The 13,633-nt window shown below is 71.5% G+C and carries 12 protein-coding genes and 1 riboswitch; of the genes, 3 read left to right on the plus strand and 9 right to left on the minus strand.

The features are described from left to right. Window positions 1–12: 12 nt before the first annotated feature. A riboswitch (ZMP/ZTP riboswitch) is annotated at window positions 13–97 on the plus strand. A 35-nt stretch (window positions 98–132) separates the two neighbouring features. Further along, window positions 133–1,407 (plus strand): serine hydroxymethyltransferase, encoded by a 1,275-nt coding sequence (gene glyA / locus ACFV3I_RS06550; protein WP_136033951.1) that lies wholly within the window; start codon window positions 133–135, stop codon window positions 1,405–1,407. Window positions 1,408–1,524: 117 nt separating this feature from the next. Further along, a complete protein-coding gene (locus ACFV3I_RS06555; protein WP_136033953.1) occupies window positions 1,525–2,403 on the plus strand; it encodes a bifunctional methylenetetrahydrofolate dehydrogenase/methenyltetrahydrofolate cyclohydrolase in 879 nt (292 codons plus the stop codon). A 122-nt stretch (window positions 2,404–2,525) separates the two neighbouring features. Here ACFV3I_RS06555 and ACFV3I_RS06560 read toward each other — a convergent pair whose 3' ends face one another. The 8 genes from ACFV3I_RS06560 to ACFV3I_RS06595 are packed head-to-tail and all read right to left on the minus strand — an operon-like array spanning window position 2,526 to window position 11,031. Beyond that, entirely contained in the window at window positions 2,526–3,245 is a 720-nt protein-coding gene (locus tag ACFV3I_RS06560; protein WP_136044387.1) for a DUF6882 domain-containing protein, read from the minus strand. A gap of 22 nt (window positions 3,246–3,267) precedes the next feature. Continuing rightward, on the minus strand, window positions 3,268–4,518 hold the full coding sequence (locus ACFV3I_RS06565) for an MFS transporter (RefSeq protein WP_378822583.1): 1,251 nt from the start codon (window positions 4,516–4,518) through the stop codon (window positions 3,268–3,270). A gap of 59 nt (window positions 4,519–4,577) precedes the next feature. Further along, the gene (locus tag ACFV3I_RS06570) at window positions 4,578–5,378 is read right to left on the minus strand and encodes an HpcH/HpaI aldolase/citrate lyase family protein (protein WP_136036959.1); all 801 of its coding nucleotides are present in this window, start codon (window positions 5,376–5,378) and stop codon (window positions 4,578–4,580) included. Beyond that, window positions 5,363–6,148, minus strand: a complete 786-nt coding sequence (locus ACFV3I_RS06575) for a fumarylacetoacetate hydrolase family protein (protein WP_247638483.1) — start codon at window positions 6,146–6,148, stop codon at window positions 5,363–5,365. Before ACFV3I_RS06575 ends, ACFV3I_RS06570 begins: the two co-directional genes overlap by 16 nt. 9 nt (window positions 6,149–6,157) lie before the next feature. Continuing rightward, entirely contained in the window at window positions 6,158–7,324 is a 1,167-nt protein-coding gene (gene hpaD, locus ACFV3I_RS06580) for a 3,4-dihydroxyphenylacetate 2,3-dioxygenase (RefSeq protein WP_136036961.1), read from the minus strand. A 28-nt stretch (window positions 7,325–7,352) separates the two neighbouring features. Beyond that, window positions 7,353–8,852, minus strand: coding sequence for a 5-carboxymethyl-2-hydroxymuconate semialdehyde dehydrogenase (gene hpaE, locus ACFV3I_RS06585; RefSeq protein WP_136033965.1), 1,500 nt, complete (start codon window positions 8,850–8,852; stop codon window positions 7,353–7,355). Further along, window positions 8,849–9,535, minus strand: a complete 687-nt coding sequence (locus ACFV3I_RS06590) for a GntR family transcriptional regulator (RefSeq protein ID WP_136033966.1) — start codon at window positions 9,533–9,535, stop codon at window positions 8,849–8,851. Before ACFV3I_RS06590 ends, hpaE begins: the two co-directional genes overlap by 4 nt. Continuing rightward, a complete protein-coding gene (locus ACFV3I_RS06595; protein WP_378822584.1) occupies window positions 9,532–11,031 on the minus strand; it encodes a fumarylacetoacetate hydrolase family protein in 1,500 nt (499 codons plus the stop codon). Before ACFV3I_RS06595 ends, ACFV3I_RS06590 begins: the two co-directional genes overlap by 4 nt. A 125-nt stretch (window positions 11,032–11,156) precedes the next feature. Between ACFV3I_RS06595 and ACFV3I_RS06600 the strand changes: the two genes are divergently transcribed. After that, a complete protein-coding gene (locus ACFV3I_RS06600) occupies window positions 11,157–12,536 on the plus strand; it encodes an MFS transporter (RefSeq protein ID WP_136036963.1) in 1,380 nt (459 codons plus the stop codon). A gap of 349 nt (window positions 12,537–12,885) precedes the next feature. On the opposite strand, the gene ACFV3I_RS06605 is transcribed toward ACFV3I_RS06600, so the two are convergent. Next, window positions 12,886–13,596, minus strand: coding sequence for an IclR family transcriptional regulator (locus tag ACFV3I_RS06605; RefSeq protein WP_378822585.1), 711 nt, complete (start codon window positions 13,594–13,596; stop codon window positions 12,886–12,888). Window positions 13,597–13,633 lie beyond the last annotated feature (37 nt).

A 13,633-nucleotide genomic window follows, 5' to 3' on the forward strand; every position in this document is an offset into this window, starting at 1 on the left:
ATCCGCTATGCTCGTAATCGTCGCGACTGGCGTCTGGGTGGACTACCACCGGGGAGCGACTGACCACGGAATTCGACCGCGCGCCTGGGCCGATGCGAACACCCCTCGAATCCGTCGTCAAAGGAGCACGTCATGACCGACCGTTACTTCAACGCCCCGCTCGCCGAGGTCGACCCGGAGATCGCCCAGGTCCTCGACCGCGAGCTGAAGCGTCAGCAGACCTTCCTCGAGATGATCGCCTCGGAGAACTTCGTCCCCGTCTCGGTGCTGCAGTCGCAGGGCTCCGTGCTGACCAACAAGTACGCCGAGGGCTACCCGGGCCGCCGCTACTACGGCGGGTGCGAAGAGGTCGACGTCGCCGAGTCGCTCGCGATCGAGCGGGCCAAGAGCCTCTTCGGTGCCGAGTTCGCCAACGTCCAGCCGCACTCCGGCGCTTCCGCCAACGCGGCCGTGCTGCACGCGATCGCCCGCCCCGGCGACACGCTCCTGGGCCTCTCGCTCGACCAGGGCGGGCACCTCACGCACGGCATGAAGATCAACTTCTCCGGCCGCCTGTACGACATCGTCGCCTACGGCGTGAACCCCGAGACCTCGACCATCGACATGGACGAGGTGCGTCGCCTCGCGCTCGAGCACAAGCCGAAGGTGATCATCGCCGGCTGGTCGGCGTACCCGCGCACGATGGACTTCGCGGCCTTCCGGGCGATCGCCGACGAGGTCGGTGCCGTGCTGTGGGTCGACATGGCGCACTTCGCCGGCCTCGTCGCCGCGGGTCTGCACCCCAACCCGGTCCCGCACGCGCACGTCGTCTCCTCGACCGTGCACAAGACGATCGGCGGCCCGCGCTCCGGCTTCATCCTGACGAACGACGCCGACATCGCCAAGAAGATCAACAGCGCGGTGTTCCCGGGCCAGCAGGGCGGTCCGCTCATGCACGTGATCGCCGCCAAGGCCACCGCGTTCAAGCTCGCCGGCACCCCCGAGTTCAAGGAGCGGCAGGAGCGCGTGCTCCGCGGCGCCGCCCTCATCGCCGAGCGCCTGTCGCAGCAGGACGTGCAGGACGCGGGCATCGCCGTGCGCTCCGGCGGCACCGACGTGCACCTCGTGCTGGTCGACCTGCGCGACGCGGAGATCGACGGCAAGCAGGCGGAAGACCTCCTGCACGACATCCACATCACCGTGAACCGCAACGCCGTGCCGAACGACCCGCGTCCGCCGATGGTGACCTCGGGCCTGCGCATCGGCACCCCGGCGCTCGCGACGCGCGGCTTCGGCGACGCGGAGTTCACCGAGGTGGCCGACATCATCGCGCTCGCGCTGCTGCCCGGCGCCGACGTGGAGGCCCTGCGCGCCCGTGTGGACGCGCTCGCCGCCGCCTTCCCGCTCTACCCCGACCTGCAGCAGTAGTCCCTCGCGCCGAGCGCACCGGATCCTGCCGAGTGCACGGCCTGCTCACGCGAGCGGGGCGTGCACTCGCCGGGAAGCCCTGCACCCGGCGGGAGGGGAGAGAAGAAGAGGAATCACATGACCGCGAAGATCCTGGACGGGAAGGCCGCCGCGGCCGAGATCCGGGCCGAGCTGACCGAGCGGGTCGCCGCACTGAAGGAGCGCGGGATCACGCCGGGCATCGCGACCGTGCTCGTCGGTGCCGACCCGGCCTCGCAGCTGTACGTCGGCATGAAGCACCGGCAGTCCGAGGCGATCGGCATGAACTCGATCCAGCGCGAGCTGCCCGCCGACGCGACCCAGGAGGACGTCGAGGCGCTGATCGACGAGCTCAACGCCGACCCCGCCTGCCACGGCTACATCGTGCAGCTCCCGCTGCCGAAGCACCTCGACACCGACGCCATCCTGGAGCGGATCGACCCCGCGAAGGACGCCGACGGCCTGCACCCGACCAACCTCGGCCGGCTCGTGCTCAACGTCAACGCGCCCATCCACACGCCGCTGCCGTGCACGCCGCGCGGGGTGATCGAGCTGCTGCTGCGCAACGACTACGACCTGAAGGGGAAGCACGTGGTGGTGGTCGGCCGCGGCGTCACGATCGGCCGCTCGATCGGGCTGCTGCTGACCCGCCGCGACCTCAACGCCACCGTCACGCTCACCCACACCGGCACGGTCGACATGCCGCGCTACCTTCGGGAGGCCGACGTGATCGTGGCCGCCGCGGGCGTGAAGCACCTCATCCGCGCCGAGGACGTGAAGCCGGGCGCCGCCGTGCTCGATGTGGGCGTGACCCGCGAGACCGACCCGGAGACGGGCAAGAGCCTGGTGTTCGGCGATGTCGCGCCCGATGTGGCGGAGGTCGCCGGCTACCTGTCGCCCAACCCCGGCGGCGTCGGACCGATGACGGTGGCGCTGCTCATGACCAACGTGGTCGAAGCCGCCGAGCGCGCGGTCTGACACCGGCGGCCCGTCACCGCGGGATCGAGAAGGCGCCCCACCCGGCCGGGAGGGGCGCCTTTTCCATCCCGCGGCGGGACGAGGCGGTGCGAGGAGACGGTGCAGGCGGGAGGAGACGGGGCTCAGCGACCGTGCAGCGAGCTCTCGACGCCGCTGATGCGCGCCTGCTCGTCGAAACGGAACGTCGCGGTGCCGCTCGTGTCGACCACGGTCGCACCGGAGAACGCCTCGTCGGTCCACGTGAGCGTCCAGCCGGCCAGACGGGCGAGGTCCCACACCGACGTCCGGGCGTCGGGCAGCGCCGCGCCGGAGAGCACGCGGGGGAGCGCGACCACGGCGTCGGCCACCGTGAGCGGCGCCAGCGGTGCGTCGAGGAGGAACACCGCGCGCGTGCCGCCGTCGACCGGCGCGGAGTAGTACGGGGAGCGCCCGGTCAGCTCGACCGCGACCCCGCCGATCGTGTGCGCCGCCTGCGCGATCCAGTCCGCGTCGCCCGAGGCCTCGGCCGGGAACGGCACCTCGGGGGAGGTCAGCTCGGCGACCCCGTGCTCGGTGCCGTACGCGCGCAGCTGGGCCGCGACACCCTGGGGGTCGCCCTGCGGGTGCGCCCATGCCCACAGCAGCGAGCGCGGCCCCGGGGCGATCGTCGCGATCAGGTGGGCGCGGGTCACCAGCTGCCGCGTGGGATCCGCGTTCGCCGTGAACGTGAGCGTGCCCGCAGTCAGGTCGGCATCCCAGCGGTGCTCGCCGAGCGCATCGGCAGCCGCGGAGAGGGCGTCCTGGCGGAGCGCGGTGAACAGGGCGGCACGGTCGGCGAGCGGCTGGAGGGCGGCGAAGGTCATGCCCCCAGTCTCCCCGTGATTGCTATGAATCCGCCACCTCGGCGCGGGCCGGGGCGACCGCTGCCGCCGGTCGTCCCATCCGCCAGACGCTGGGGACCGCGAGCGTCGCGAGGGCGATCGTGCCGTACACCGCGCCGGACGCGATCAGCACGGTGGCCGGATCGGCCTGGGTGATCAGCCAGCCGTACACGAGCGTGCCGATCGGCATCACCACGAAGCTGCCCAGCATGTCGTAGCTGGCGACGCGCGAGAGCTTCTCGCCGGGCACGTTCTCCATCATCGCGAGGTTCCAGCCCGTCGCGAACACCTCGGCTCCGGCCCCCGCGAGGAACGCGGCCATCGCCAGCAGCACCACCCCGGGGTGCACGCCGAGCACGGTGAGCGGGATCGCGAACGCGGCCATCCCGATCATCCCGTAGCGCAGCGGACGCCGCAGCGGCACCCACATCAGCAGCAGCGTCATCAGCAGCACGCCGACGCCCTCCGCGCTGAGCACCCACCCCCAGCCGGTGATGCCGAGCCGGTCGTCGTTCTTCGCGATGTAGGGCCCCACCACCCCCCACGCCCCGACGTGGATCGCGTTCATGATCATGAAGGCCAGCACGATGGTCCACAGCCAGCTGCGGCTCCAGAACTCGTGCCACCCGATCCGCAGGTCGTGGAACATCGTGGTGCCGCCCTCCGCGGCGGGCGGAGGCAGCTTCACGAGCGCGAGGACCGGGATCGCGACCAGCCAGCCCGCAGCCTGCACCACCATGGCCCACGCGGGGCCGGCGGCCGCGACCACGACACCCGCGATGACCGGTCCGCCGATCGTGACGGCCGACCGCACGAACGACAGCATCGCGTTCGCCTGCTGCAGGTGCTCCGGGGTGGTCAGCTGCGGGATGATGCCCTGCATCGCCGGGAGCACGAACGCGGTGGAGGCGCCGTTGACCACCGACAGGATCGCCAGCAGGGGGACCGTCGCGGTGCCGGTGAAGAGCAGGGCGGCCATCGCGCCGATCGACAGGATGTCGACGACGTAGCAGGACTGGATGATGAGCGCGCGTGGCAGGCGGTCGGCGACGACCCCGCCGAACAGCACGAACACGATGTTGCTGACGGTGAACGCGGCCAGCACGATCGACAGCGACCGGGCGTCGTTGTCGATCTCCAGCACCGCGAAGGCCAGCGCGATCGACGACATCGAGCCGGTGATCATCGTGATCGCCCGCGCCAGGAAGAACCAGCGGAAGTTGCGGTCCTGCATCGCCGCGAGACCGCGGATCATCGGGACGCCTCGCTGCTGTGCACCGAGTCATCCTGCCACGGATCACGCGGCGCGGCGGGTCAGTAGCTGGAGCGCGGTGTGCCGTCCGTGCCGATGAAGCGCGTGGCCAGGGCCTCGGACGCCCGGGCGAGCAGCGCCACGTCGGCGCCCACCGCCACGAAGTCCGCGCCCGCCGCGAGGTAGGCGTCGGCCGCGGCGGGGTCGAACGCGTTCACGCCCACCGGCTTCCCGGCGTCGTGCACGGCCGTGAACACCCGCTCCACCGCGGCGACGACGTCGGGATGCGTCTGCTGGCCGAGCAGCCCCATCGACGCGGACAGGTCGGACGGGCCGACGAACACGGCATCGACGCCGTCGACCGCCGCGATGTCGGCCGCGGCCTCCACCCCCGCGGTCGTCTCGATCTGCACCGTGAGCGAGGTGTGCTGCGCCGACTCCTGCAGGTACCGCTCGACGCGGTTCCACCGGGCGCTGCGGGCCAGGGCGCTGCCGACGCCGCGCACCCCCTCCGGCGGGTAGCGGGTCGCGGACACGGCGGCGCGGGCCTCCTCGGCGGACGAGACCATCGGCACGATCAGATTCTGCGCGCCGAGGTCGAGGATCTGCTTCAGCGCGACCGCATCGTTGAAGGGAGCTCGCACGAGCGGGGTGACCGGGTACGCCGCGACCGCCTGGAGCTGGAGGAGCACCGACTCGAGCGTGTTGGCGGAGTGCTCCATGTCGATCAGGAGCCAGTCCAGGCCGGAGCCCGCGGCCACCTCGGCGAGCAGCGGGCTGCCGGAGCACACCCACATCCCCACGAACGGCCGGTCGGACTCCGCGAGCTGTGCGCGGAACGACGGGGCTAGACGAAGCGGCATGTGATGGTTCCCATCGGTCCGTAGTCGCACAGCACCTCGTCGCCGCGCGACACCCACATCGGGCGCGTGAACGATCCTGCCAGGATGATCTCGCCAGGCTCCAGCCGCGCGCCGTGCTGGTGGAACTTGTTCGCGAGCCACGCGACGCCGGTGGCGGGGTGCCCGAGGACGCCGGCGGCCACGCCCGTCTCCTCGATCTCGCCGTTGCGCGACAGCACACCGGGCACCCAGCGCAGATCGACCTCATCGGGGCGCTTGCGCACGGTCCCCAGCACCATCGCCCCGTAGGCGGCGTTGTCGCTGATCGTGTCGACGATCGTGCGGCCCTCCAGCTCGATGTGCGAGTTGAGCACCTCCAGCGCGGGGACCGCGTAGTCGATCGCGGCCAGGGCGTCGTCCAGCGTGCAGTCCGGACCCTCCAGGGGTTCCTTCAGCACGAAGGCGAGCTCGACCTCGATGCGCACGTTCGAGAAGTGCGCGGTCGGGATCTCGGCGCCGGACTCGTAGACGGTGTCGTCGAACATGACGCCGTAGTCGGGCTCGGTGATGCCCGTCGCCTGCTGCATGGCCTTCGAGGTCAGCCCGATCTTGCGGCCCACCAGCCGGCGCCCCGCCGCGACCTGCGAGTCGCGCCACACACCCTGGATCGCGTACGAGTCCTCGACGGTGGCCTCCGGATACCGCGCGGTGATGCGCGGGATCACGCCGTGCGTGCGGTCGGCCTCGGCGAGCTCCGCCGCGATCTGCGCGATCGTCTCCTCAGACAGCATCCGTGCCCCCTAGAGCTGGTGGCCCAGCTTGTACTCGCCCTGCTTGTACTCGGGCATCGAGCCCTCGCCCTCGTCGGCGCGCGTGTACGAGAAGCCGTCGGCGCCGATCGTGACCGCCATCTCGCTGGAGTCCGTGCGGGCGACGACCGGCTGCGGGTTGCCGTCGAGGTCGAGCACGAGCGACGCGTCGGTGTACCAGGACGGCACAACCGGGGTGCCCCACCAGTCGCGGCGCTGGTTGTCGTGCACGTCCCACGTGACCACGGGGTTGTCGGGGTCGCCCGTGTAGTAGTCCTGCGTGTAGATCTCGACGCGGTGGCCGTCGGGGTCGCGCAGGTAGAGGTAGAACGCGTTCGAGACGCCGTGACGGCCGGGGCCCCGCTCGATCGCGTCGGAGCGGCGGAGCGCGCCGAGCTTGTCGCAGATCGCGAGGATGTTGTGCTTCTCGTGCGTCGCGAAGGCGACGTGGTGCATGCGCGGGCCGTCGCCGCCGGTCGCGGCGGTGTCGTGCACGGTGGGCTTGCGGCGCATCCACGCGGCGTACACGGTGCCCTCGTCGTCCTGGATGTCCTCCGTCACGCGGAAGCCGAGGTCCTGGTAGTGGCGCACGGCGCGCGGCACGTCGGGGGTGACCTGGTTGAAGTGGTCGAGGCGAACGAGCTCACCCGGGGTGTGCAGGTCGTACCGCCAGGACAGGCGCTCGACGTGGTCGGTGGCGAAGAAGAACTCGTACGGGAAGCCGAGCGGGTCGACCACGCGCACGGAGTCGCCGATGCCCTTCACGAACCCGTCCTCCTTGCGGCGCACGTCGCAGCCGAGCTCGGTGTAGAACTCCACGGCGCGGTCGAGGTCCTCGGCCGAACGCACCCGGTACGAGAACGCGGCCACCGCGGCGATCGGGCCCTGGCGCAGCACCAGGTTGTGGTGGATGAACTCCTCGGTGGAGCGCAGGTAGATGGCCTCGTCGTCCTCCTCGGTCACGTACAGGCCGAGGATGTCGACGTAGAACTGGCGCGAGGCGGCCAGGTCGGTCACCACGAGCTCCATGTACGCGCAGCGCAGGATGTCGGGCGGGGTGCTCTTCGGCGTCGCGACGGGGTTGTCGGACTCGATCGGAGCCTCCTGGCTCACGTAGTACCCCGAGGAGGTCAGCGTCTTCTTGGTCTTGTCGGTCATGTCAGCGTCCTTGCTCGTGCGACGGGTGTCAGTTCTTGCCGAAGGTCGGGTTGTGGGGCGTGGAGGCGAGCGTGATGTGCACGCTCTGCTGGTCGGTGTAGAAGTCGATCGAGCGGTAGCCGCCCTCGTGGCCGAGGCCCGACGCCTTCACCCCGCCGAACGGGGTGCGCAGGTCGCGCACGTTGTTGCTGTTCAGCCACACCATGCCCGCCTCGACCGACTGCGCGAACGTGTGCGCGCGCTTGAGGTCGTTGGTCCAGATGTACGCCGCGAGCCCGTACTTGGTGTTGTTCGCGAGCGCGAGCGCCTCCTCGTCGGAGTCGAACGGGGTGATGGCGACCACCGGGCCGAAGATCTCCTCCTGGAAGATGCGGGCGTCGGGGGAGACATCGGCGAACACGGTCGGCGCGACGAAGTTGCCCTCCTCGAAGCCCTCGGGGCGGCCGCCACCGGCGACCAGACGCCCCTCGGACTTGCCGATCTCGACGTAGCTCATCACCTTGTCGTAGTGCTCGGGGTGAACGAGCGCGCCGACCTCGGTCGCGGGGTCGTGCGGGTAGCCCACCTTCACGCGCTTCGCCTGGGCGGCGTAGCGCTCCACGAACTCGTCGTAGATCGACCGCTCGACGATGATGCGCGACCCGGCGGTGCAGCGCTCGCCGTTGAGGGAGAAGACGCCGAAGATGGTCGCGTCGACCGCGGCCTCCAGGTCGGCGTCGGCGAACACCACGGCGGGCGACTTGCCGCCGAGCTCCATCGACAGTCCCTTGAGGAACGGAGCGGCGTTGCCGAAGATGATCTGCCCGGTGCGGCTCTCGCCCGTGAACGAGATGAGCGGCACGTCGGGGTGCTTCACGAGGGCGTCACCCGCGTCTTCACCCAGGCCGTTGACGAGGTTGAACACGCCCTGCGGCAGCCCGGCCTCCTCGAAGATGCCCGCCCACAGCGAGGCGGACAGCGGCGTGAACTCGGCCGGCTTCAGCACGACCGTGTTGCCGGTCGCGAGCGCGGGACCCAGCTTCCACGACTCGAGCATGAACGGCGTGTTCCACGGGGTGATGAGCCCGGCGACGCCGATCGGCTTGCGGTTGACGTAGTTCATCTGCTTGCCGGGCACCTTGAACGCGTCGTCGGCCTGCGCCACGATCAGGTCGGCGAAGAAGCGGAAGTTCTCGGCGGCGCGGCGGGCCTGACCCAGCGCCTGCGTGATCGGCAGACCCGAGTCGTACGACTCCAGCTCGGCGAGGCGGGCGTCGCGCGACTCGACGATGTCGGCGATGCGGTGCAGAACGCGCGAGCGCTCGCGAGGGAGCATGCGCGGCCAGGGCCCCTCGTCGAACGCGCGCTTGGCGGCGGCGACGGCGAGGTCGATGTCGGCCTTCTTGCCGGCGGCGGCCGTGGTGTAGGTCTGGTTCGTCACCGGGTCGAGCACGTCGAACGTGTCGCCGTCGACCGAGTCGACGAAGGAGCCGTCGATGTAGTGCTGGATGTGGTCGGGCAGGTCGGCGGGGATGCGGGAGTCGGTCATGATGCTTCTCCTTCGGCGGGGACGGAACGGGTGTGCAGCGCATCGAGGAACGCGTCCCTCGTGCGCCAGCGGTGGTTGCGGGCGGCGAGCTCGATCTCCAGCGGCTCGGCGCCGTCGCGGATCAGCTCGAGGATCTGGGCGTGCTCGTCCACGGAGTGGTGCGCACGGCCGGGCACGTAGGCGAACGTGGAGTCACGGATGCCGGACAGCCGGGCCCAGCCGCGGTGCACGAGGTCGAGCAGGTGCGGGTTGGGGCACGGCTCGAACAGCACCGAGTGGAACTGGCGGTTCAGCTCCGTGAACGCGTGCGGGTCGAAGTGGTCGAGCAGCCGGGCCATGCGGTCGTTGACCTCGGCGGCCTCGGCGAGGGCGTCGGCGTCGAGCAGGGGAGCGGACAGCGCGGTCGCCGCGCCCTCCACCAGCCCGAGCGTCTGCATCGTGTGGGCGTACTCGCCCTCGTCGACGAGGGTCACCCGGGCGCCCACGTTCCGCTCGAACGTCACGAGCCCCTCGGCCTCCAGTCGGCGGATGGCCTCGCGCACCGGCACCACGCTCATGCCCAGCTCGTCGGCGATCGGGCCGAGCACCAGGCGGTAGCCAGGGCCGTAGGTGTGCGCGGAGATGCGCGAGCGGATCCAGGCGTACGCCTGCTCCGACTTGCTCGCGCTCTCGACCGTGCTCACCGCTGGTCCTTCCCGGCCCCGGTGGCCTGCTCGTAGCGGGCGCGCCACTCGGCGTTCAGCGGGAAGAGACCGTCGACCGGGTGGCCGGCGGCGACCTGCTCGGCGATCCAGGCGTCCTCGACCTCCTGCGCGATCGCGTCGGCGGCGACCTCGGCCGCCAGAGCCGGCGGGATCACGATCACGCCGTCGCCGTCGCCCACGATGATGTCGCCGGGCTGCACGGTCGCGCCGCCGCACGAGATGGTCACATCGACGTCCCACGGCACGTGCTTGCGGCCGAGCACCGAGGGGTGCGCGCCCTGCGAGAACACGGGGAGCCCGATCTCGGCGACCGCGTCGAAGTCGCGCACGCCGCCGTCGGTCACGACGCCCGCGGCCCCGCGATTCTGCGCCCGCAGCGCGAGGATGTCGCCCAGCGTGCCGGTGGTGGCGTCGCCCCGGGCCTCGATCACGATGACCTCGCCCTCGGCGACCGCGTCGAACGCGCGCTTCTGGGCGTTGTATCCGCCGCCGTGCGAACGGAACAGGTCTTCGCGGAACGGCACGAAGCGCAGCGTCTTCGCGGTGCCGACGATCTTGGTGCCGGGGAGGTTCGCCGAGACGCCGTCGATGAAGCAGGAGAGGTGGCCGCGCTTGCGCAGCTGAGCCGACAGCCCGGCGGTCGGAGCCTCGAGCAGCTGGGAGCGCAGCTCAGGCGTGAGCGTGGGTGTGTCCTCTTCCGGCGGCAGGCCCGCCTCCTCGCGGGAGCCCCACGCCTCGGTGCGCTGCAGGTCGTCGACGGCGGGAAGGGAGCCGAGGTCGCGGTCGAACGGCACCTCGCCCTGCGTCACCGTGGTCACCAGGCGGCCGGAGCTCGGAGCGCCGGGCGCGTCCGGCGCGTCGACCTCGACCTCGACCACGTCGCCCGGCACGATCACGGACGAGCCCGCCGGGGTGCCGGTGAGGATCACGTCGCCGGGCTCGAGGGTGAAGTGCTGCGACAGGTCGGCGACGAGCTGGGCGAGCGGGAAGATCAGTCCGGCGGTGGTGTCGTCCTGCCGGAGCTCGCCGTTGACCCAGGTGCGCACGCGGAGAGCGGCGGGATCGACCGTGCGGGCGTCGATGAGCTCGGGGCCCAGGGGCGTGTAGCCGTCGCCGCCCTTGGAGCGGACGTTGGAGCCCTTGTCGTTCGCGCGCAGGTCGTACAGGCCCAGGTCGTTCGACGCGGTGACCGCGCCGACGTGGTCCCACGCATCGGCGAGCGAGACGTGGCGCGCCGCGGTGCCGATCACCAGAGCGATCTCGCCCTCGAAGGCGAGCAGCTCCGTGCCGGCCGGGCGCTCGACCGTGCCGCCGGAGACGCCGACCGAGCTGGCGGGCTTGAAGAAGTAGGAGGGAGCGGCGGGGCGGCGGCCGCGCTGGTCGGCGCGGGACGCGTAGCTCAGGTGGATCGCGATGATCTTGCCGGGGCGGGTGATGGGTTCCGTCACGGGGGCGCCTCCTCGCGCTCGGTGCATGTCGTGCCGGACGCGTTGTGCGTCGTATCCGAAATCATATATCATCGTGTCACCCCTCGGCAAGCACATCGGATTCACGTCCGCGCACGCCGTGACAATGCGGTCACAAGCAAAGGAGACACCCCATGAGCGGGCAGTCACAGGATGGGTTCACGCCCACCGGAACCATCGCGACGGCGGCCGATCGGCGCCGCGTCGTGTTCGCCACCGTCGTCGGGACCACCGTCGAGTGGTACGACTTCTTCATCTACGCCACGGCGGTCGGGCTCGTCTTCGGACAGCTCTTCTTCGCGCCGCTCGGCGCCAACAGCGCCCTGGTCGGCTTCGCCACGGTCGGCGTCAGCTTCCTGTTCCGTCCGCTCGGCGCGTTCCTCGCCGGCCACTTCGGCGACAAGCTCGGGCGCAAGGCCGTGCTCATGTGGACGCTCATCCTCATGGGCGCCGCGACCGCGCTGATCGGTGTGCTGCCGACCTACGAGACCATCGGCGTGATGGCACCGATCCTGCTCGTGCTGCTGCGCATCGTGCAGGGCATCTCGGCCGGTGGCGAGTGGGGCGGCGCAGTGCTGATGGCCGTCGAGCACGCCCCGCGCAAGAAGCGCGGCATCTTCGGCGCCTCGCCGCAGATCGGTGTGCCGCTCGGACTGCTGCTCGCCTCCGGCGTCATGGCGCTCATGACGGCGATCGCCCCCGGCGACCAGTTCCTCGCGTGGGGCTGGCGCGTGCCGTTCCTGCTCAGCGTGGTGCTGATCCTCGTCGGCTACTACGTGCGCCGCCGCGTGGAGGAGAGCCCGGTCTTCGCCGAGCTCGCCGAGCGCAAGGAGAAGGCGAAGATGCCCATCGTGCAGCTGTTCCGCAAGCACGCGCTGCTCGTGATCATCGCGGCGCTCGTCTTCGCCGGCAACAACGCGGTCGGCTACATGACCACGGGCGGCTACATCCAGGGCTACGCCACCAACCCGGAGGGCCCGATCGGCCTCGAGCGCGGACCCGTGCTGTGGGCCGTCACCGGCTCGGCGGTCACCTGGCTGCTCACGACGCTGCTGGCGGGCTGGGTGTCCGACCGCCTCGGCCGTCGCACGACCTACCTCATCGGCTGGGTGCTGCAGCTGGTCGGCGTGTTCACGCTCTTCCCGCTCGTGAACACCGGCGAGATCGGCCTGCTGTTCGCCGGGCTCGCGATCCTCACGATCGGGCTCGGCTTCACGTACGGTCCGCAGGCCGCGCTCTACACCGAGCTGTTCCCGGCGAGCATCCGCTTCTCCGGCGTCTCGATCTCGTACGCGATCGGGGCCATCGCGGGCGGCGCGTTCGCGCCCCTGATCGCCACCGCGATCGTCGCGGAGACCGGTTCGACCGCGGGCGTCACCTGGTACCTCGTGGGCATGACCCTGCTGGGTCTGATCGCGACGCTCCTGCTGCGCGACCGCTCCGGCATCCCGCTGGGGCCGGATCACGAGGAGGAGCAGGCGGTCAGCCCGATCCGCGGTCTCGCGAAGGCCTGACGCGGGTCGGCTCGCCGCCGAGGGCGCCCGGCTGCCGGAGGGCGGCCGGGCGCCCTCTTATGTGTGCCCGGTGCGGCGCGCCCGTCCCCGTGCGCGGTGCGGCGCGCCCGTCCGCGTGCGCGGTGCGGCGCCCGTTCGGGTGTGCCCGTGCGGTGCGCCCTTGCGTGGACCGCGGCGATCGCGCCAGCGCCCGGCGCCGTGCGCCCACGCGCGGGTGCGCTCCCCGCGAGGCTCAGGGCGCCATCGCGTGCCCGGTGCCGTGCGTTCTCCCTCGCGGGGCGAGGGTGCCATCGCGCGCCGGTGCGCGGCGATCGATCCGAGGATGCGGCGGGCGTGAGCCCGGGTGGGATCAGCCGTCGAGGGCCTCGCGGATCACGGCGGCGGAGCGTTGCAGGCGGGCGGCGATGTCGGCGTCGACGAGGTCGGTCGCCACGTGCACGACGGCGATCGCGCACGGGCGCTGCCCGCGCAGCACCAGCGGCACGGCGACGGCCTGCACGGTGGGGATGACCTCGTCGTGGCTCGTGGCGTACCCGCGCTCCGCGGCGGCCTCGACCTCGCGTCGCAGCGCGGGGGAGATGCCGTCCGGCCGCTCGGTGACCGGGAGCTGCGCCAGGATCGCCTTGCCGGGGGCGCCCACCGTCACCGGGTGCCGGGCGCCGGGGCGCTGAGCGACGCTGGCCACCGCGTGCCGCGGCTCGACGCTCGCGAGGGTGATGCAGTCGGTGCCGTCGAGCACCGCGAGGAAGCACGTCATGCCGAGCTCGTTGGCGATCGCGGTGAGCTCGGGCAGCGCCTCGGCCTGCAGGTCGTGCGCCACGCCGGCGGCGAGGGCGGCCATGCGGGCGCCGAGGCTGACGGCGCCCGCCGCGTCGCGGTTGACGAGCCCGTGGTCCTCCAGGGTGCGCAGGAGGCGGTAGGCGATCGAGCGGTGCACGTCGAGCCGCGCGGCGATCTCGTCGATCGTGAGCGCACGGCGTGCGTCGGACAGCACCTCCAGGATGCGGATCCCGCGGCTGAGGGTCTGCGAGGCGGGCGCGGCGGTCGGGCTCTCGGACATGCGGCTCCTTGCGGCGCGCGCGGCGCCGGTTTAGGCT

It is taken from the genome of Microbacterium sp. NPDC059771 (assembly GCF_042732495.1).
In the GTDB taxonomy this organism is placed as follows: Bacteria; Actinomycetota; Actinomycetes; order Actinomycetales; family Microbacteriaceae; genus Microbacterium; species Microbacterium sufflavum.

Excerpts from the sequence above, each read along its gene's own strand:
- ACFV3I_RS06575 (WP_247638483.1), bottom strand. The coding sequence starts at position 6,148 with ATGCTGTCTGAGGAGACGATCGCGCAGATCGCGGCGGAGCTCGCCGAG.
- ACFV3I_RS06560 (WP_136044387.1), bottom strand. The coding sequence starts at position 3,245 with ATGACCTTCGCCGCCCTCCAGCCGCTCGCCGACCGTGCCGCCCTGTTC.
- ACFV3I_RS06600 (WP_136036963.1), top strand. The coding sequence starts at position 11,157 with ATGAGCGGGCAGTCACAGGATGGGTTCACGCCCACCGGAACCATCGCG.
- glyA (WP_136033951.1), top strand. The coding sequence starts at position 133 with ATGACCGACCGTTACTTCAACGCCCCGCTCGCCGAGGTCGACCCGGAG.
- hpaD (WP_136036961.1), bottom strand. The coding sequence starts at position 7,324 with ATGACCGACAAGACCAAGAAGACGCTGACCTCCTCGGGGTACTACGTG.
- ACFV3I_RS06570 (WP_136036959.1), bottom strand. The coding sequence starts at position 5,378 with ATGCCGCTTCGTCTAGCCCCGTCGTTCCGCGCACAGCTCGCGGAGTCC.
- ACFV3I_RS06555 (WP_136033953.1), top strand. The coding sequence starts at position 1,525 with ATGACCGCGAAGATCCTGGACGGGAAGGCCGCCGCGGCCGAGATCCGG.
- ACFV3I_RS06595 (WP_378822584.1), bottom strand. The coding sequence starts at position 11,031 with ATGCACCGAGCGCGAGGAGGCGCCCCCGTGACGGAACCCATCACCCGC.
- hpaE (WP_136033965.1), bottom strand. The coding sequence starts at position 8,852 with ATGACCGACTCCCGCATCCCCGCCGACCTGCCCGACCACATCCAGCAC.
- ACFV3I_RS06605 (WP_378822585.1), bottom strand. The coding sequence starts at position 13,596 with ATGTCCGAGAGCCCGACCGCCGCGCCCGCCTCGCAGACCCTCAGCCGC.
- ACFV3I_RS06565 (WP_378822583.1), bottom strand. The coding sequence starts at position 4,518 with ATGATCCGCGGTCTCGCGGCGATGCAGGACCGCAACTTCCGCTGGTTC.